Below are 18,630 nucleotides of genomic sequence, written 5' to 3' on the forward strand. Positions count from 1 at the left end.
TCATAACGATATCGCGCCGTCTCTCTATGGCGGCCGGGCATTTTGCCTGAAACTTAACGTAAAGAAAATGGCTGTTTTTTACTCCGGTAAACCAGCAGCCAACCCTAACTGGTTACATAATAACCTTGTCAACAGCTTAATCTAAACTCTATAACCTTAACAATAAATGGCTTTTAATTCATTTTCACACAAATGGTTACTTCGCGTTATTCAGGCTAAGGTAGCGCGGGTTGCCCCGTGTGTACAGCCACCTTAGCGCTAAGAATTACAGGTGGTGATCCTGCTCACACTCTTAATTATAGACGTTCGGCCACTTAACGTTAGTCATCAAATTACTCAATAAGTGACCTAAATTGTCTATTCTGCTGGTGCCGTTTCCTGTGGATAAAATAGCTGCTGCTGCTGCGCCATTGTCACCAACCGCTGGCAAGGCTCAAAACGCTCGCCATACTGCTGCGTCAATAACTGAAGCGTTTTTACCACCTTCTCCGCCCCCAGGCTATCCAGATAACGGAAAGGGCCGCCGAGGAACGGCGGGAAGCCAATACCGAACACCGCGCCGATATCCCCATCTCGCGGGTTACGAATAATAGACTCATCCAGACAGCGCACAGCTTCGTTCAACATCATCATGGTACAACGCTGTGCAATCACCGTGGCTTCGAGATGAGCCTTCGGGGTGATGCCCAGAAGAGTGTAAACACTTACATCCACCTGTTTTGGCGGGCGTCTCTTCCACGTAAAGCCTTTGGTTTGCGTAGTTGGATATACCGCTTTTGGATATAAATAAAAACCACGGCCATTTTTCCGCCCTTTGCGCCCATCCTTCAAGATCACCTCAAAAGAGGGCGGAGCTGCAAAACGTGGCCCTAATTGCTCAACCAAGATAGGCATAATTTTGGTCCCGACATCAATTCCCACTTCATCAAGCAGCGTAAGCGGGCCAACCGGGAAACCAAAGTCCACCAACGCTTTATCGATGGAATCGATAGGCTCGCCGTCTAGCAAACAGCGCGCGGCTTCATTGATATAAGGAGCCAAAATACGGTTTACATAGAACCCGGCACGATCAGCTACCACAATGGCTGTTTTACCCTGTTTTCGAGCCAAAGCGACTGTAGTAGCAATAGTTTCTTCACTGGTTTTCTCATGAGGAATAACCTCTACCAGTGGCATCTTATCTACCGGGCTAAAGTAGTGCAGACCAATGACCTGCTCTGGCCGCTGCGCTTGTGCGGCTATCTGGCTGATGGGTAACGAGGACGTATTGGAGGCAAAAATAGTGTGTGGTGCACCGACACGCTCGATATCGGCAACCATTTGCTGCTTCAATGCTAAATCTTCAAATACCGCTTCAACAACAATATCCACATTATCAAAACCACAATAATCGGTAGTACCGGAAATCAGCATCATCTGGCGCTGCCGCTCTGCCGGGCGCATTCTCTTACTGCGCACCCGTTTACCCAGCGCATCCCAGGTATATTTCAACGCCAGATTGATCCCCTGTGGGTTGATATCTTTAATTCGCACCGGCAAACCCGCACGGGTAGCGGTTACATTGGCAATACCGCCACCCATCAGACCGCCGCCTAAGACGCCAACACGATGGATAACACGAGGTTGTGCCGCCCCCCCCGTCTCTTTTTTCAGCGAGGTGGTGGCAAAGAACAAACTGCGCAATGCGGCAGATTGAGGGGACATCGCCAAATCACCAAATGCTCTGGCCTCAGCTTCATAACCGCTCGGGCCGCCATGATCCAGGCCTTTGCGTATCACATCAATAATGTATTCAGTTGCAGGATAATGACCTTTGGTCTTCGCCCGTGTCTTCTTACGCACCACGTTAAATAATATTGCCTTACCCAGCGGGCCACTGAGCAAACGCTCTTGCCACGGCAGTGTTGGGCGGTCAAGCCAGCCAGCCTTGGCGCGTGCGATAGCGACATCCAATAAGATATCCAGTGGCACGATATCATCCACCAGCCCCATTTTAAGTGCCTGACGCGCGCGAACCTGCCTGCCGGTCAGTATCATATCCAGCGCCTTGCTGACGCCAATCAAACGTGGCAAACGTTGCGTTCCCCCCGAACCGGGAAGTAAGCCAAGCTGCACTTCCGGCAATCCAAGCACCGTTTTATCATCCAGAGAACAAATTCGGCTATGACAAGCCAGAGCCAATTCCAGCCCCCCGCCCAAACAAGCACCGTGGATAGCAGCAACCACCGGCACCGGAAAGGCCGCGATTTGTGCCAGCGTTGCTTGCCCTTTTTGTGCCAATACCCGAGCATCCTGTGCCGTATGGCAAGCGGCGATCATGGCGATATCCGCACCAGCAACAAATGAGTCTGGTTTGCCGGATATAATTACCAGCCCCTGCAATCCGGATAAAGCCTGCGCTTGTTGCAATATCTCGGTGATTTGTTCAGCAAATTCAGCCTTTAAGGTATTTACCTTTTCGCCCACAACATCAATGGTGATAATACCAATATTGTCTGGCCGCACACTGAGGGTAAATACTGACGTCGCTGGCGCTATCGCCTTTGGCATAAGCACATCATCACTGTTATGGATAATATCTTCCTGGCTCATTACTCCACCTCCAGAATCATCGCTGCACCTAAGCCACCGGCAGCGCAGGCGGTGGTTAGCCCTAATCCACCACCACGACGGCGCAATTCATTTAATGTTTGGGTAATCATCCGCGCCCCCGTTGCGGCGAAAGGATGCCCATAAGCGATTGAGCCACCCAAGACGTTGAATTTACTCATATCAACTTCACCAATCGCATGATTGCGGCCCAATTTTTCACGGGCAAAAGTATCACTGGCAAACATTTTCAAGTTTGCCAGTGTTTGTGCCGCGAATGCTTCATGCATATCAATCAGGGTCAAGTCCGCCAGCGTAATACCGGCACGATCCAGCGCCAACGGCGTGGCATAAGATGGCCCTAACAGCATATCCTGCCAGACATCAATGGCGGAAAACGCAAAACTGCGCAGATATCCCAGCGGCTGTAGCCCCAACGCTTTGGCTTTCGACTCACTCATCATCATGACCGCAGCGGCCCCATCCGTCAGCGGGGTGCTGTTCGCCGCAGTGACACTGCCGTGTTGGCGATCAAACGCTGGGCGCAATTTGGCGTATTGCGCCAATGTAGAATCGTTGCGGATATTATTATCTTCAGAAATAGCATCTCGGTACGGCGGAATGTAGGCGGTCATCACTTCATCATGTAATAACCCTTGCTGCCAAGCTTGTGCCGCCATTTGGTGGGAGCGCAGAGCTAAAGCATCTTGATCTTCACGGCTTATCCCATAGGTTTTTGCCATCTGCTCGGCGGTGTCTCCCATCCGTAAACCGGTGGAATATTCTGCTACTGCTGGAGCGACCGGCAGCAGATCACGCAGCTTCAGCCGGCTGAATAATGTCAGCCGTTGGGATAAAGTTCGGGCTTTATTTACATCGACCAAGGTTCGCGCCAGCGCTTTACTCACGCCGATAGGCAACACCGATGAAGAATCTGCGCCACCGGCTATCGCGACGGTCACTGAACCGGCAATAATACTTTCAGCTACATTGGCTACCGCCTGAAAGCTGGTCGCACAGGCACGCGAGACGCTGTATGCGTCAGTGTGAACACTCATACCGGTACCTAACACAATTTCGCGGGCAATATTAGGCGCTTCAGGCATTTGTACCACCTGGCCAAACACCAGTTGATCGATTAACTCAGGAGCAACCCCACTTCTGGCCATCAATTCGCTTACGACCATTTTGCCTAAGTCTACAGCCGGTACGCCATGATAAGCAGTTGCCTGTTTGGCAAAAGGAGTGCGCAGGCCGCTGACTATTGCAATGCGATCGCCCTGGCGCGTCACTAGCGGTAATGGCTTACTCATAAACGCTCCTGATAAATAAAAGTGGCTTTCACTAAAGAGTAATAAATAACAGGTCTGACCTGATCCCATCATTGTTAACCAAACATTTACATTTGGCAAACCGACAGAACAGGAAAGTGGGAGCAGGAGCAACTTTTCAGAACAAAAAAACCGGCGGGGAATTCTGTGAGGCAAAATAACATCACGTTAAGATGATAAAGCTAGCTAAATAAATTCACGCGAGGAATGATTAAAAAAAACGCAAAGCAATTAGCTTCGCGCTTGGTATTATTTGTCTCACTTTTTTGCTTAAAGTGGTTGCTTAGACCTTAACGCAGCCCAAGCTGGAAAATCATCGTTTCTGCCTGGCAAGCAAAAGTGAAATCAATGGTTAAACGAACACCGCCGTCCGTCTCTTCCAACGTATGCTCAATCAGACAAGGATCGGATTCAACCGCACGCGCTTTTTCGCTCAACGATTTCAGCATGGTTTCAGCTTCAGCACGGTTATCAAACACGCAACTGTAAGCGGCAGTGCAGTCAGTATTGTCCATTATCGTGCCGACATCGACGCAGCAGCAAGCGGCAGTTTCTTCAGCGCTACAGCGATTGTTTGTTGATCGAATACTTGCATCTGACATCTTCAATTCTCCTCAACGGACATTTCAAAATAAGTCCTATTGCCGATTAACTCGCACAAAACAGACATGGCGCAAAAAATATTTTCTCTTTCTCTATTTTACTACTGCAATGCCTAAGGCACTAGGACTTACTGTTTATAAGCCTATTAAGTGACGGAAATCACACTAAAATTGTTTGTTCGCTCATCAATAATGTAATAATTGCTGCTAAATTGTGAGATTTTTGTTAACTACGTCTATTTTTTGCAATTGAAATTGAACAAATCACAAAACATACTTGCAACACGCACACAGGTCAGACCTATACTTCAGCCACTGGTCTGCTTTGTCTGACCGAAAACGGACCCTACAATCCCGCATTCTCTTGTTACGGTATGTAACATTAATTAAAATAATGAGGTTTTGGTCATGAACCAGAAAAACCTGTTTACCCGATCAGCTCTGGCAGCTGCAGTGGCAATCATCTCTTCGAACGTTTCTGCGGCCGGCTTTCAGTTGAATGAATATTCAGCCGCTGCCTTGGGGCGCTCTTTCTCTGGTGAAGGCGCTGTTGCCGACAACGCATCTGTTGGTAGCCGCAACCCCGCCGCAATGACTTTGTTCGATCGCCCTTCTTTCTCTGGCGGCTTCGTTTATGTTGATCCAAGCGTTGACATCAGCGGGACGTCACCAAGCGGCAGAAGCACTAATGCCAACAATATCGCACCATCAGAGTGGATACCGAATATCCACTTTATTATGCCATTAAATGAACAATGGGCGATTGGTGCGTCCGGTACCTCAAACTACGGCCTGGCGACCAAATTCAATGATGACTATGTCGCCGGCTCATTGGGTGGCGAGACTGACCTGAAAACCGCCAACCTGAATCTAAGCGCGGCTTACCGTCTGAATGAAAACTTCAGCTTCGGTTTAGGCTTTGATGCGGTTTATGCCGATGCCAAGATTGTGCGTCATCTCGGTGAAGCCGGTGGCGGTCGTTTACCGTACAGTACTGAAGTCACCCGTATGGAAGGGACAAAATGGGGCTATGGTTGGAATGCGGGGGTTCTGTATGAAGTTGATAAAGAAAACCGTTATAGCTTCACCTATCGTTCCAAAGTGAAAATTGATTTTGATGGCGATTACAGTAACCAATTACCTCGCCAAGCCGGTGGATTGGGCGGTCAAACAGTCCCTGGCGCTCTAACCCTGAATCTACCTGAAGTCTGGGAAGTGTCCGGCTATAACAAAGTAGCACCACAATGGGCGATTCACTACAGCATGGCGTACACCAGTTGGAGCCAGTTCCAAGAACTGAAAGCAACCGGCACGAATGGCCAGACACTGTTTGAAAAGCATGAAGGCTTTAGAGACGCCTACCGTATTGCGCTGGGTACCACCTATTATTACGATGACAGTTGGACCTTCCGTACCGGTATCGCCTTTGATGATAGCCCGGTTCCCGCAGATAACCGTACCATCTCGATTCCAGACCAAGATCGTTTCTGGATCAGTGCCGGTACGACCTACGCTTTCAACAAAGATGCCTCTGTTGACGTGGGTATTTCCTATATGCACGGCCAGAACGTGCACATCAAGGAAAAAACCCCTACAGCATTGGGCGCAACAACCTATGAGTTTGACTCTAAAGGTACTGCACTGCTGTACGGCGTGAACTTTAACTACACATTCTAATAACCGATTATTTCTCGGATTATGTCGATAAAAAAGCGCCGCAAGGCGCTTTTTTATCGACTAGTGTCAGAAGCGATATCAGTTGGCTGAATCGATACTGTCCAGATCGTTCTGAATAGCTTGAGCATTCGAGTTAACTTCTACTTTCAATTGGCCACCGCTCGCCAGGAAGTCATTACGTTGGAAGTAAGCTTCGCGCATCATCAAATAAGGGTCTGATGAGTTACGCAGCAAACCATCCGAATCCAACAACTGCGCCCGGGTTTCAATGCCTTCAACCATCCATTTGCCCGCCGACATCCAGAACGTCAGATAACTCAGCACCGGATAGACGTAATCAACCGCGTTACCGCCATCCTCACGGATCGTAAAGCTACCATAACCCGGTAGTACCACGTAAGGGCCGTAACCGACATTATAATGACCTAACGTACTCCCAAAGCGATGAGGAACTTGTTTAGCCAGTTTTGGGTTAGCCATACTGGCAACATCGATAAGCCCCCCCATCCCCAGTATGGTATTTAGGAAGAAGCGGTTGAAGTGCTTCATGGCGTTATACGGATCACCGACCAGGAAGCTATTCACCATACTGGCTGGTTCTTCCAGATTGCTGAGGAAGTTACTCGTGCCATTACGTGCTGGCTGTGGCACGTAATCCCGCCAAACAACCGCCACCGGGCGGACAATATAAGGATCAAGAACCTCATAGTTAAAATTGAACATTGCCCGGTTAAAACCTTCGAGTGGATCCGAGCGCCCCTGCTCCATGTGATCCGGCGAGCTACTGGCGCACCCTACTAATAGCACGGTTGCAAAAGCCAGCCCAGTCAGGCGGTAGTTCATATTCTTCTCCATGAAATCTTGCTAGCCCCTTTCACTTAAGGGGTTTGTCTGTTTATCTGAACACTAATAGGTTGAATACCTACTTTTTGATTGCCTGACTGCCCCGCCCCATTAAAGTCCTGCACCATACTCTCACCGAACCAGTCGCCAGATTGCGGATTGGCAGTGCCATCCAGTGAGATACGTGCACGCACTTTCACCTGATGCAAGGATGAGAGCAAACGCTCAGGCATCATTGCATTGCTATCATCCAGCGTAATTGATAGCGGGAAACGGTTCAGCGGCAGTCGCTTTACAGCAACCGGTATCGGATTTGTACCGTCGGTTACCGATATAATCAGTGTTCCCCGTCGAGGTAAATTTTGGGCGGCATCTGAAGATAATGATACCTCTATTCCCAGTGTAGCTGTTTCCTGCCCTGCCTGCGATTTGGCTTGCGCAATACTGCGTTTTATCACTTCGACGCGAGAATCACCAGCAGGCAACAATTTTAGCATAACTTCCCACGCACCAATGGCTTGTTTGAAATCACCCTGTTCAAAAGCATTAAAAGCCAATAAGCTCATCGCACGCAGATTGGTATGATTTTGCCCAACCATTGTGCGCAACATCTGGGTAGCTAACTGATTATCCTGCGGATCATTGGAGCGAGTCAGCACTTCGGCATAGCCGAGTCTGACCTCTTCATTATCGGGTGCTAACTGATAGGCTTTCGCAAAAGCTTGCGTTGCGGTTGTCGCATTGTTGAGCGCCATCCCCACGCGCCCCAGCATCATCCAGTCGTTGACGTTACCTGTATCCTGCTGCAATGAGGTGCGCAGCCCCAGCCCTAAACGTGCCACCTCTTCCATTGTCAAAGGTTCAGCCCGTTCGTTAGCGACTCTGGCTCGCAACTCAGGCATTTGCGCCTCAACCTGATGCCATGCCAGCACCTGAGCCAACCCACCGGTTTTCAGATATAACCCCACAGCAACAACCACCATAACCACCACACCGGGTAATAATGCCCAACGGTTGATTGGGCCTATTTCGCCAGCCGATGGCAGTTGAGTGATGCTGCTTTGAGCACCCTCTGGTTGTGGGATGTCGGTCAGCAAGTTTTGTTGCAGCTCTTTAATCAGCTCAGGCCGTTGTGCTACCACGCCCTGCGCTTCATCTTCTGCCAGTTCAGATAACCGGTCCTGATAAATCGCCTTATTTAGCTCATCACGGGTGGTTACTGGGGCATTCGCATTTTGTCGCATGGCCGGAATGACGAATAAGGCACCCGCGACCGCCAGCAAAATGATCACTATTAGCCAAAATGCCATTATGGTTGTTTCCTGTCAGTGGGGTTTTGTCGGACCGGCCCATTTTTTCCAGCCTGTACGTTTTTTTCAGACAACAAATCTTGTAGCCGCTGCTGCTCTTGCGCTGAAAGTGGGGCTTCTTTTTCCACCCGACGCCGAGCGCGCAATATCACTATCGTCGTCCCCATCAACACAAACAGTATCGGGCCGACCCAGAGAATCAAGGTCGCGGCAGTCACGGGGGGTTCATAAGTTACGAAATTACCGTAGCGGGCCACCATATAATCAATAACTTGCTGTTTGGAATTTCCCTGCTGCTGCAGTTCATACACTTTGGCGCGCATATCCGCAGCAATAATGGCATTAGAATCAGCAATGCTATTGTTCTGACACTTAGGGCAGCGCAACTGCTCGGTCAGTTCACGATACTGCTGCTCCTGCGCCTCTGATTTGAAAGTATACGTATCGATCGCTGCGAACACACTGCAACTCAGCATCAAGCCAAACATCAGGCTAAGTAACCTCATGCGCCCCCCTGATACTTGTTATACAGCGGCAAAATTTCCTGCAACCAAACGCGATCGTTGAGATCACCGGCATGGCGATAACGGATAATACCCTGACCGTCGATCAAGAAAGTCTCCGGTGCGCCATAGACACCAAGATCTAATCCCAACATGCCATCACCATCATACAAACTCAGCGCATATGGGTTACCGAGCGAATTGAGCCACTGCACCGCTTTGCCGCGATCATCTTTATAATTCAGCCCAACCACGCGGATGCCCTGCGCGGCCAGTTTATTCAGATATTGATGCTCCGCCCGGCAAGTTGGGCACCAGGTCGCCCAGACGTTGAGCAACATCGGCTTGCCGTCATGCAATACCGCTTGATCAAAGATTTTACCCGGTTTATCAAGGGATTCCAGTTTAAACGCGGGCACGGGTTTACCAATCAGTGCAGACTCCAGCATCGTCGGATCATCACCATTGGCATTACGGGTCAGTTGCACTAAAAACGCCACCACCAGCAGCAAAAACAGCACCAGCGGAATAAACATCAGCTTATTAAATGAAGTCGGTGATTTCATTATTTTGCCTCCGATGCGGCCGCGCGTTTTAGCTTTTTACTCATCCGATAACGTGGATCGAACATACAGAAGAGGCCGCCGAGGGCCATAAATACCCCGCCAAACCATATCCAGCGCACAAATGGCTTGTAATACAAGCGTACCGCCCATGAGCCATCATCCAGCTCTTCATCTAGCGCGGCGTAAAGGTCACGGGTAAAACCGCCGTCAATGGCAGCTTCTGTCATCATTGAACGGGAGACACTGTAATAGCGTTTTTCCGCATGTAAGGTGGCTTCCACCTTGCCATGACGGGTGACATCAATAATACCAACACCACCGGTATAGTTCGGCCCTTTAATATCGTGAACATCGCGGAAAACGAAGTGATAATCATGGATATCAATGCTATCACCGGCCTTCATGCGCACATCTCGCTCAACACTGTAGTTCTGGCTAAAAGCAATGCCTATCACCGTGACGGCAACCCCAAGATGGCCCAGCACCATTCCCCAGTGGCTGCGGGAAAGGTGAGTCAGGCCACGCCAGAAGCTATATCGATGTGTTGCTCGCTCATGCAGTTCCATCAATGTCAGGATAATGACCCAAATAGCCATCATCAGCCCGACCACCGTCATACCGGCAATGGTGTCCTGCATCAGCCACGGTACCAATATCGATAACAACAGCGTGACAACCAGCGCCACGCCCAAACGCGTCCATAACTTACTGGGTTCGTCTCTGCGCCAGCGCACCAATGGCCCAATCCCCATCAGCAGCGCCATCGGTGCCATCAACCAGGTGAACATGGTATTAAAAAACGGCTCTCCGATTGAAATACTGCCCAGCCCAAGCTGCTTGTGAACCAGCGGCAACAAGGTACCCAGTAACACCACCAGCATCGCGGCAATTAGCAACACATTGTTACTGAGCAGGAAAGTCTCACGCGAGAACACCTCATGTTGTGTACGGCTGCGTACTTGTGCGCCTTTTACCGCATACAACAGAAGCGAACCACCGATGACAATCACCAGATAGGCGAGGATAAACATGCCGCGCGCCGGATCAGAGGCAAAGGAGTGTACTGAAACCAGCACGCCGGAACGCACCAGGAAGGTGCCCATTAAGCACAATGAGAATGCGGTAATCGCCAGCAATACCGTCCACGCTTTGAAGGTGCCACGCTTCTCGGTAACTGCCAGTGAGTGAATCAGCGCAGTACCGGCCAACCACGGCATAAAGGAGGCATTTTCCACCGGATCCCAGAACCACCAGCCACCCCAGCCTAATTCATAGTAAGCCCACGCCGATCCCAGTACGATCCCCATGGTCAGGAACACCCATGCCGCTTGTGTCCAGGGCCGCGACCAGCGCGCCCAGGCACTGTCCAAGCGGCCGGCCATTAATGAGGCAATGGCAAAAGCGAAAGCGACCGAGAAACCGACATATCCCATATAAAGGAGAGGAGGATGGAAGATCAACCCAACATCCTGCAACAGTGGGTTCAAATCGCCACCATCAATCGGGAACCCCGGCAAGGTGCGGCTAAACGGATTTGAGGTCAGAATAATGAACAGTAAGAAACCGCCGGTAATCATCCCCAGCACTGACAACACGCGAGCCACCGCATCTTCAGGCATCGAACGGCTAAACAGCGCAACGGCCAGTGACCAGCAACTCAGCAGTAATACCCACAGCAATAGCGAGCCTTCATGTGCTCCCCAGGTGGCAGCAATACGGTAATAGACCGGTAATTGCGAGTTTGAGTTCGCCGCCACATAGGAGACGGTAAAATCATTCACTACAAATGCATATACCAGACATATAAATGACAGAGTGATGGTGGCAAACATGCCGTAGGTGAGCGGCCGGCCCACGGCCATCATGCGAGCATCCTGGCGCGCGGCTCCCCACTGCGGATACAAACTCAGCAATAGCGAAATTGCCAGCGCCAAACATAATAAGAAACTGCCAATTTCAGGCATCATGAGGCATTGCCCTCACCATAGGCCGCAGCCGGGCGGGTATGATTCTCTTTCATCGCTTCTTCAACCTCTGGCGGCGTATACTTTTCATCATGCTTGGCTAAGACTTCTTTAGCATTGATAGTGTTACCTTCAGCGAATACCCCTTGTGCTACCACCCCCTGCCCCTCACGGAACAAGTCCGGTAAAATGCCGGTATAAGTGACGGTGACCGCACCACGGGCATCATAGACCTTAAAACTCACCTCCAACGTCTTGGCATCACGTTTCACCGTACCAGGCATCACCATGCCGCCAATCCGCAGGCGCTGGCCAATCTCTGGCTTCTCATGGCGTTCACCTTTCCCTTGCAGAATTTCGCCTGGCGTATAAAACAGGTCAATATTTGAACGCAACGCATACAGCACCAAAGTGACGGTCAGACCGACACCGATCAGCACCACAATGGCCAAATAGAGTCGGCTTTTCCTACGTGGATTCACGGTTGTTTCTCCTGCAAACTGATGTCGCTGTTTGTCTGGTTTAATTGTGCCTGACGAATACGTTGTTCTCTGGCCTGGCGGCGCTGAATATCGGCTAATAGCTGTTTATGCTGCCAGCAAGTGTGTACCCACAAACCGAGCAGAGATAAGACGGTGACCGCTACTGCCAGCCAGACATAAAAGGCATAACCGCCCATCATAAAAAAAGCCATCCACGAGTCAAAGGCTGGGGTCATATACGTGGCTCCTTACGTAACAGGGCGGCAACCCAAGGACGATGGCGCTCTTGCTGCAAAATCAGATTGCGCAAACGCATTAATGTCAGCGTGGCAAAAAACAGCAAATAACCGAAAATCGCCCAACGCAACGGTGAGCGCATACTGGGATCAATGCTTTGCTGCATATTGGTTGAACCTTGGTGTAGGGTGTTCCACCACACCACGGAGAAATGAATGATAGGTATATTGACCACGCCCACCAGCACCAGAATGCCGGCAGCCCGCCCCGCCAGCTTGCGGTCTTCGAAGGCGTTATACAGCGCAATTACGCCAAGATAGAGAAATAACAGCACCAACTCTGAGGTCAAGCGGGCATCCCAAATCCACCAGGTTCCCCACATCGGTTTGCCCCACGCAGAGCCAGTGACCAGCGCAATAAAGGTGAATACCGCTCCGACCGGAGCCATCGCCGCAACAACGTTATCAGACATTTTCATTTGCCACACCAATCCGACAAACGCAGCGATTGCCATCGACATATATATGCCCATCGACCATATCGCCGCCGGAACATGCAAATAAATGATGCGGAAACTGTTACCTTGCTGATAATCCGAAGGGGCGAAACCGAATCCCCACACCCAGCCGACGATCAGGCAAACACATGCCCCAATGCCAAGCCACGGAATAAACCGGCCACATAGCTGATAAAGTCGCTCGGGTTTAGCGAATTGATGAAACCATTTCCACATTTTTCATTGCTCACTGTAAAAATTGGACTGACATTGCCGCAGCGGTAATACCGATGCAAGGTACGGCGCACAATCTGCTCTGACTGCGTTGGCTACCGCATTTAACCTTTTGAAAAAACTTATTTTTTACGACTTCTTTTTATGACATCAAATATAAATAGTTAGTGCACACTGACTCTCAACGCCGCCGCTGTAGCAAAAGGCGCAAGCGTTGCACTCCCTGCCAGCATCGCCCCCAGAATGGCCAGATAACCATCAATCGGCATCGACATCGACGCTGCATCAATGGCAGCGGTAGCAAATATCAACACCGGGATATACAGCGGCAGAACTAATAAACTCAACAACACACCACCTTTGCGTAACCCAACCGTCAGAGCTACTCCAATAGCCCCGATAAAACTCAATGTTGGCGTGCCCAGCAGTAGCGTCAGCGCCATTGCGATGGCGGTATTGCTATCCAGAGAAAGGAGCAATGCCACCAGCGGCGATAAAATAAGTAACGGCAGCCCAGTCACCACCCAGTGAGCACACACTTTGCCTAATACCGTGAGTGGCAGCGGCGAGGGCAACAGCAGCAGTTGTTCAAGCGAGCCGTCGTAAAAATCATCACGAAACAGCCGCTCTAGCGAGAGCAGCGACGCTAACAACGCAGCCACCCAGACAATCCCCGGCGCAATACGCGCCAGTAATTGCGGCTCAGGGCCAATCCCCAGCGGGAATAACGTGATGACGATCAGGAAAAACCAGAGCGGGTTAACAATTTCCGCGCCTTTTCTGAACGCTATCTTTAATTCACGGCGCAACACGCTGATAAACATTAGTTCTCCTGCGCGTTGGTTAAACGGATCTTACGCACATTCTGGCTAACGCCATGTAAATCCTGATGGGTAGTCAGCAACACCATGCCCCCGTTAGCAGCATGAAGCACAAACAGATCCAGTAATGTGCTAACACCTTGTTTATCAATCGCCGTCAGCGGTTCATCCAAGATCCACAGCGGTGCCTGACTCAGCCATAAACGGGCCAATGCGACCCGACGTTGCTGCCCAGCGGAGAGTTGCGACACAGGCAGGTCTTCGTAACCCACTAGCCCAACTTGCGACAACGCCTGCCAAATAGCGGCGCTGTCCACTGGCTGAAATACCGACTGATAAAATGCCAAATTCTCAAACGGGGTCAGTACCGATTTAATCCCCGGCTGATGGCCCAAAAACAATAAATCCTGATGGTATTTGGCACGGTCACGGCGGATGTTCGCCCCTTGCCAGTACACCTGCCCTTCATCGGCATCGGCCAACCCGGCTAAAATCCGCAATAAGCTGGTTTTCCCCGCGCCATTCTGCCCTTCAACCTGCACTATCTCTCCCGCCGCCACACAGAAACTTAACTGTTGAAATAAGCTTCGTTCATCTCGGACACAGGTCAGATTTTTAGCTTCCAGCATGAAGGATTTCTTTCCATTCGTCAGGGTTATAATTATGGGAAAACCGAATGATAACATAAGGCCGAATCCTTACGTAGCGTGGGCCTAACACTCCCACTACCCATATAGGGGTAATATTCGGCATAAGATCAATTTTCTGTAGAAAAAAACAACAAAGTTAAAGTTTTGTTACTTTTTATGTTACATCACGTAGATATTTTATCCACTGATTGCCTCCCTGGTTTCCTTCCGTAAACAATAATTAGGACTACGCTTATTACTTTAGTATCTCCTTATTTTATTGTGATTAACCCATATCAATTATTTTCGCTGTCAATTGGGAGAGCCTGATGGATGATGAGAAACCGTCTCAGAATAAGGGTGAACTGAAAGTAGAAAGTGATGAACAAAAACAGGGAAAAGAGATTGAAGTTAATGAAAAGAAGCTGCCCTCCAAAGCGGCAGCAATTCATGAACTCATCCGCCTTGATGGTGAAAAAGAATTAGAACGTGATAGCTTTGCGCTGCTGTGGTCAGCCATCGCTGCCGGGCTTTCGATGGGGGCTTCCCTGATAGCAAAAGGTATTTTCCATGCCAGGTTACCAGACAATCCAGCCAGTTTTTTACTGGAAAATGTCGGTTATACCTTCGGTTTTATCATTGTTATCATGGCGCGTCAGCAGCTATTTACTGAGAATACTGTCACCCCTGTGCTGCCCATCATGCAAAAACCCAGTTTAAGAAATTTTATTCTATTATTCCGACTATGGGGGTTGGTGTTATTAGGCAACCTGATAGGTACTGGGCTGGCGGCCTACTCCTTTATTCATATGCCGGTATTCGACGAGGACACTCGCGCCGCGTTTGTTACACTCGCACAAGGGGTCATGGAAAACTCACCGACAGAGATGTTCGCCAATGGGATATTCTCTGGCTGGATAATTGCCACGATGGTATGGATGATGCCCTCGGCTGGGGGAGCCAAGATTTGGTTGATCTTCCTGATGACCTATTTAGTTGCATTATGCGACCTGACACATATCGTTGTCGGTTCGGTAGAAATCTTCTATCTGGTGTTTAACGGTTCTTTGCCGTGGCAACAATTTGTTTATCCATTCGCTCTGCCAACACTGGCGGGTAACATCATTGGTGGCACTTTTATTTTTGCGTTGATAAGCCACGCGCAGATCCGAAGCGACATGACACATCAGCCTAAAAAGGTGACGAAATAGCCAAAAAGCCATCATCGTCACAGGAATAACCGCAGGTAAACGTGATAAAAAGTCTAAAATATGTGATCATAGCTATAGTAGTTTACTATTTATCACTTTTTAATATTTATTCAATTTAATTTCAAGAGGTTACCGTGCAGGATTTACCAAACTGTCCAAAATGTAGTTCTGAATTTACATGGCAAGAAGGGGAACAACTGAATTGCCCGGAGTGTGGTCATGAGTGGTCGGAAAGCATCCCGTCTGCAACGTCGCAAGACGACCTGGTGGTACGCGATGCCAATGGTAATTTGTTGGCTGATGGTGACTCAGTGACAGTGGTTAAGGATCTGAAAGTAAAAGGCAGCTCTTCAACGCTGAAAATCGGTACTAAAGTGAAAGGCATCCGTTTGGTTGAAGGGGATCATAATATCGATTGTAAAATTGATGGGTTTGGCCCAATGAAGTTAAAATCAGAGTTTGTTAAGAAAAGCTGATGCCGTAACCTGCCATTTGCTCCGAAGCCATACTATTTTTATCTTTTTTCAATCTGTTATGGCCTCGGGGCAGTTCAGCCCTTCCTTTCCCAAACACCCAACAGAACGTAAGATATCGTCATAAATTATTGTCTTTTTGTAGTAACCACTACTTTTTCACCCTAAGTTGGTGACAGAGTAACCAAACAGGCAGTCGACTGCTTATTATCTGGCTCAAAATGCGTATAATACCCCGGCAGCACACTTCACCGGCAACCACTCAGCCGATGACCGGGTCCCCGTAGTTAAACGGATATAACAAGCCCCTCCTAAGGGCTAGTTACTGGTTCGATTCCAGTCGGGGACACCATTAGCATTTCTCAAGATGTTCAATAAAGTCTAAAAAACCTTTAAAAACAATTGCATTATAAAAAACCACGTCCAAAGAAATCCCAAAAATACCCGTAACAGCTACACAAAACTTGTATAGAATGTTGTATAACGCTAGGTTCGATCTTATGGTTATACAAAAATGCTGCTAAATGACTTCAAAATCCGCTCCGCCAAGCCGACAGACAAGGCTTATACACTCAATGATGGCAAAGGCTTATCACTCATCATTTCCCCTAATGGAGTGAAAGGTTGGCGTTTCCGTTATCAATTTGGCGGCAAGGCTCATATGATTTCATTTGGTGTCTATGGCCCCGTATCACTGGCTGATGCTCGCCGCCAACGTGAGGAAGCAAAATCAGCTTTAGCCAATGGCACCAATCCCAGTGATGCCCGTAAAGCGGAAAAGATTGCCTTAAAGTATCCAGCTAAAAATACCTTTGAAGATATTGCCCGCGAATGGCACACCTCCAAACTTGCGACATGGACACCAGAATATGCGGATACGGTTATGCGTGGCTTCGATAACAACGTATTTCCTTATATCGGCAAGCGCCAAATTGACCAAATAGCGCCGTTGGAACTGTTAGCCGTTCTGCAAAGAATCGAAAAACGTGGCGCACTGGAACTCACCGGGAAAATCAGGCGGCGCTGTGGTGAAGTCTTCCGCTATGCCGTAGTGACCGGGCGGGCCACTTATAACCCAGCCCCGGATCTGGCCAGCGCACTAAACCGCCCTAAGAATGGCCATTACCCTTTCCTGAATGAAAGTGAATTACCCGAATTTATTCAGGCATTGGATAACTATAAAGGTAGCAAACTGACCAAATACGCCACCCAGTTGTTAATGCTCACTGGGGTAAGAACTATCGAGCTACGGGCCGCTGAATGGTCTGAATTTGATCTGGATAATGCCTTGTGGGAGGTTCCCAAAGAAAGGATGAAGAAGCGCCGCCCTCACCTTGTGCCGCTATCCACACAAGCCTTAGCGATACTTGAAAAGCTCAAGGTGCTGACAGGGAATTATAAATTGGTGTTCCCCGGCCGCAATGATGCCGGTAAGCCAATTGTAAGTATCCCCTCAAAACGGCCCATTCACTTTTAGAGATCTTCCGACATACTGATTATGTCACCTGAGGAGATCGCTATGCGTAAGATCCGATTCACAGAGCACCAGATCATCGCCGTACTGAAATCAGTCGAAGCGGGCAGGACCGTCAAAGATGTGTGCCGTGAGGCTGCTATTTCCGAAGCCAGCTATTACAACTGGAAGGCGAAATATGGCGGGATGGAAGCCGCTGACATCAAAAAAATCAAAGATCTTGAGGACGAGAATCGTCGTCTGAAGCAGATGTTTGCCGATCTGAGTCTGGAATGCCGGGCACTGAAAGACGTCATCGAAAAAAAGCTTTAAAACCAGCGATAAAGCGTGAGCTCGTCAACTATCTGACCACGCAGTTTACGATGAGCATACGCCAGACATGCAGGACGTTATCGCTGAGCAGGACGGTGTTTCGTTATCAACCGGATACACGACGTGATGAACCGGTGATCCAAATGCTGACAGAGGTGGCCGAGCGCTATCCCCGCTACGGCTTTAAGAAGCTTTTTCAGGTACTTCGCAGGCAGGGACACGTCTGGAACCACAAGCGCGTACACCGGATTTACTGTCTGCTGAAACTGAATTTTCGTCGTAAGGGTAAACAACGTCTGCCGATACGCAATCCGGCTCCGCTGGCAACGCCGGAAGCCCTGAACCAAAGTTGGTCGATTGATTTTATGCACGACGCGCTGACATGTGGCCGACGTTTTCGGACTTTCAATGTTGTCGATGATTTTAACCGTGAAGCTCTGGCTATCGAAATTGACCTAAATATCCCGGCGCAACGGGTCGTGCGGGTGCTAGACAGAATAGTAGCAAACCGTGGATATCCGCTGAAGATGCGGATGGATAATGGGCCGGAACTGATATCACTGGCTCTGGCGCAATGGGCCGAAGAGCATGGCGTGATGCTGGAATTTATCAAGCCGGGCAAACCGACGCAAAACGCATTTATCGAACGGTTTAACAGGACGTACCGGACAGAAATACTGGATTTTTACCTGTTTAGAACGTTGAACGAAGCACGGGAAATTACGGAACGTTGGCTGAATGAATATAACAGTGAGCGGCCCCATGAATCCCTGAATAACCTGACACCGGAAGAATACCGGCTGATGGCTGAAAACCCGGAAATCTCAAAAAGTGCGTGGAACTAAAGCTGGGATACTTACAAGTTGTTGGCCAGAC

The 18,630-nt window shown here is 49.3% G+C and carries 17 protein-coding genes, 1 tRNA gene and 1 pseudogene; 6 read left to right on the plus strand and 13 right to left on the minus strand.

The genetic code is table 11. The features are described 5' to 3' along the window. Positions 1-357 precede the first annotated feature (357 nt). From fadJ to AT01_RS06125, 3 genes are all read right to left on the minus strand, one after another. Positions 358-2,592 (minus strand): fatty acid oxidation complex subunit alpha FadJ, encoded by a 2,235-nt coding sequence (gene fadJ, locus AT01_RS06115; RefSeq protein WP_042546491.1) that lies wholly within the window; start codon positions 2,590-2,592, stop codon positions 358-360. After that, on the minus strand, positions 2,592-3,902 hold the full coding sequence (fadI, locus tag AT01_RS06120; RefSeq protein ID WP_042546492.1) for an acetyl-CoA C-acyltransferase FadI: 1,311 nt from the start codon (positions 3,900-3,902) through the stop codon (positions 2,592-2,594). Before fadI ends, fadJ begins: the two co-directional genes overlap by 1 nt. Before the next feature lie 308 nt (positions 3,903-4,210). Next, positions 4,211-4,522 (minus strand): YfcZ/YiiS family protein, encoded by a 312-nt coding sequence (locus tag AT01_RS06125; RefSeq protein ID WP_042546493.1) that lies wholly within the window; start codon positions 4,520-4,522, stop codon positions 4,211-4,213. A gap of 408 nt (positions 4,523-4,930) precedes the next feature. On the opposite strand from AT01_RS06125, the gene fadL reads away from it, so the two are divergent. Then, the gene (gene fadL, locus AT01_RS06130) at positions 4,931-6,199 is read left to right on the plus strand and encodes a long-chain fatty acid transporter FadL (protein WP_004702874.1); all 1,269 of its coding nucleotides are present in this window, start codon (positions 4,931-4,933) and stop codon (positions 6,197-6,199) included. A gap of 78 nt (positions 6,200-6,277) precedes the next feature. On the opposite strand, the gene mlaA is transcribed toward fadL, so the two are convergent. The 10 genes from mlaA to ccmA form a co-directional block, all read right to left on the minus strand. Further along, positions 6,278-7,042 carry a phospholipid-binding lipoprotein MlaA gene (gene mlaA, locus AT01_RS06135; RefSeq protein ID WP_082039554.1) on the minus strand — a complete coding sequence of 255 codons (765 nt, stop codon included), beginning with the start codon at positions 7,040-7,042 and terminating at the stop codon, positions 6,278-6,280. Positions 7,043-7,077: 35 nt separating this feature from the next. Continuing rightward, on the minus strand, positions 7,078-8,352 hold the full coding sequence (ccmI, locus tag AT01_RS06140) for a c-type cytochrome biogenesis protein CcmI (protein WP_042546494.1): 1,275 nt from the start codon (positions 8,350-8,352) through the stop codon (positions 7,078-7,080). Then, the gene (locus tag AT01_RS06145) at positions 8,352-8,858 is read right to left on the minus strand and encodes a cytochrome c-type biogenesis protein (protein ID WP_042546495.1); all 507 of its coding nucleotides are present in this window, start codon (positions 8,856-8,858) and stop codon (positions 8,352-8,354) included. The genes ccmI and AT01_RS06145 overlap by 1 nt, the downstream gene beginning before the upstream one ends. Beyond that, positions 8,855-9,421, minus strand: coding sequence for a DsbE family thiol:disulfide interchange protein (locus AT01_RS06150; RefSeq protein ID WP_042546496.1), 567 nt, complete (start codon positions 9,419-9,421; stop codon positions 8,855-8,857). The genes AT01_RS06145 and AT01_RS06150 overlap by 4 nt, the downstream gene beginning before the upstream one ends. Next, positions 9,421-11,388: a heme lyase CcmF/NrfE family subunit gene (locus AT01_RS06155; RefSeq protein ID WP_042546497.1), complete on the minus strand. Its 1,968-nt coding sequence runs from the start codon at positions 11,386-11,388 to the stop codon at positions 9,421-9,423. The genes AT01_RS06150 and AT01_RS06155 overlap by 1 nt, the downstream gene beginning before the upstream one ends. Then, positions 11,385-11,867, minus strand: coding sequence for a cytochrome c maturation protein CcmE (gene ccmE, locus AT01_RS06160; RefSeq protein WP_042546498.1), 483 nt, complete (start codon positions 11,865-11,867; stop codon positions 11,385-11,387). Before ccmE ends, AT01_RS06155 begins: the two co-directional genes overlap by 4 nt. Further along, on the minus strand, positions 11,864-12,103 hold the full coding sequence (gene ccmD, locus AT01_RS06165) for a heme exporter protein CcmD (RefSeq protein WP_042546499.1): 240 nt from the start codon (positions 12,101-12,103) through the stop codon (positions 11,864-11,866). The genes ccmE and ccmD overlap by 4 nt, the downstream gene beginning before the upstream one ends. After that, positions 12,100-12,837: a heme ABC transporter permease gene (locus tag AT01_RS06170; RefSeq protein WP_042546500.1), complete on the minus strand. Its 738-nt coding sequence runs from the start codon at positions 12,835-12,837 to the stop codon at positions 12,100-12,102. The genes ccmD and AT01_RS06170 overlap by 4 nt, the downstream gene beginning before the upstream one ends. A 161-nt stretch (positions 12,838-12,998) precedes the next feature. Then, complete coding sequence (ccmB, locus tag AT01_RS06175) at positions 12,999-13,658, minus strand: heme exporter protein CcmB (protein WP_004702864.1); 660 nt, start codon at positions 13,656-13,658, stop codon at positions 12,999-13,001. Further along, positions 13,658-14,284 carry a cytochrome c biogenesis heme-transporting ATPase CcmA gene (ccmA, locus tag AT01_RS06180; protein ID WP_042546501.1) on the minus strand — a complete coding sequence of 209 codons (627 nt, stop codon included), beginning with the start codon at positions 14,282-14,284 and terminating at the stop codon, positions 13,658-13,660. Before ccmA ends, ccmB begins: the two co-directional genes overlap by 1 nt. A 329-nt stretch (positions 14,285-14,613) precedes the next feature. Here ccmA and AT01_RS06185 point away from each other — a divergent pair, with 329 nt between their 5' ends. From AT01_RS06185 to AT01_RS06210, 5 genes and pseudogenes are all read left to right on the plus strand, one after another. Beyond that, positions 14,614-15,495, plus strand: a complete 882-nt coding sequence (locus AT01_RS06185; protein ID WP_042546502.1) for a formate/nitrite transporter family protein — start codon at positions 14,614-14,616, stop codon at positions 15,493-15,495. Positions 15,496-15,629: 134 nt separating this feature from the next. Continuing rightward, positions 15,630-15,971 (plus strand): zinc ribbon domain-containing protein YjdM, encoded by a 342-nt coding sequence (locus AT01_RS06190; protein ID WP_042546503.1) that lies wholly within the window; start codon positions 15,630-15,632, stop codon positions 15,969-15,971. A 274-nt stretch (positions 15,972-16,245) separates the two neighbouring features. Next, positions 16,246-16,320, plus strand: a tRNA-Arg gene (locus tag AT01_RS06195). A 162-nt stretch (positions 16,321-16,482) separates the two neighbouring features. Then, positions 16,483-17,409: pseudogene (locus tag AT01_RS06200) on the plus strand (tyrosine-type recombinase/integrase); the annotation flags it as partial. 78 nt (positions 17,410-17,487) lie between these two features. Beyond that, positions 17,488-18,599, plus strand: a protein-coding gene (locus AT01_RS06210; protein WP_144404905.1) for an IS3 family transposase whose coding sequence is annotated in 2 segments (ribosomal slippage) — positions 17,488-17,749 and positions 17,749-18,599 — 1,113 coding nt in all. Because the reading frame shifts where the segments join, the coding sequence is not laid out codon by codon here. Positions 18,600-18,630 lie beyond the last annotated feature (31 nt).

Source organism: Yersinia aldovae 670-83 (assembly GCF_000834395.1).
Lineage (GTDB): Bacteria > Pseudomonadota > Gammaproteobacteria > Enterobacterales > Enterobacteriaceae > Yersinia > Yersinia aldovae.

Bases quoted from the DNA above. Each gene is read 5' to 3' on its own strand.
- fadJ (WP_042546491.1), bottom strand. From the start codon at position 2,592: ATGAGCCAGGAAGATATTATCCATAACAGTGATGATGTGCTTATGCCA.
- fadI (WP_042546492.1), bottom strand. From the start codon at position 3,902: ATGAGTAAGCCATTACCGCTAGTGACGCGCCAGGGCGATCGCATTGCA.
- AT01_RS06125 (WP_042546493.1), bottom strand. From the start codon at position 4,522: ATGTCAGATGCAAGTATTCGATCAACAAACAATCGCTGTAGCGCTGAA.
- fadL (WP_004702874.1), top strand. From the start codon at position 4,931: ATGAACCAGAAAAACCTGTTTACCCGATCAGCTCTGGCAGCTGCAGTG.
- mlaA (WP_082039554.1), bottom strand. From the start codon at position 7,042: ATGAACTACCGCCTGACTGGGCTGGCTTTTGCAACCGTGCTATTAGTA.
- ccmI (WP_042546494.1), bottom strand. From the start codon at position 8,352: ATGGCATTTTGGCTAATAGTGATCATTTTGCTGGCGGTCGCGGGTGCC.
- AT01_RS06145 (WP_042546495.1), bottom strand. From the start codon at position 8,858: ATGAGGTTACTTAGCCTGATGTTTGGCTTGATGCTGAGTTGCAGTGTG.
- AT01_RS06150 (WP_042546496.1), bottom strand. From the start codon at position 9,421: ATGAAATCACCGACTTCATTTAATAAGCTGATGTTTATTCCGCTGGTG.
- AT01_RS06155 (WP_042546497.1), bottom strand. From the start codon at position 11,388: ATGATGCCTGAAATTGGCAGTTTCTTATTATGTTTGGCGCTGGCAATT.
- ccmD (WP_042546499.1), bottom strand. From the start codon at position 12,103: ATGACCCCAGCCTTTGACTCGTGGATGGCTTTTTTTATGATGGGCGGT.
- AT01_RS06170 (WP_042546500.1), bottom strand. From the start codon at position 12,837: ATGTGGAAATGGTTTCATCAATTCGCTAAACCCGAGCGACTTTATCAG.
- ccmB (WP_004702864.1), bottom strand. From the start codon at position 13,658: ATGTTTATCAGCGTGTTGCGCCGTGAATTAAAGATAGCGTTCAGAAAA.
- ccmA (WP_042546501.1), bottom strand. From the start codon at position 14,284: ATGCTGGAAGCTAAAAATCTGACCTGTGTCCGAGATGAACGAAGCTTA.
- AT01_RS06185 (WP_042546502.1), top strand. From the start codon at position 14,614: ATGGATGATGAGAAACCGTCTCAGAATAAGGGTGAACTGAAAGTAGAA.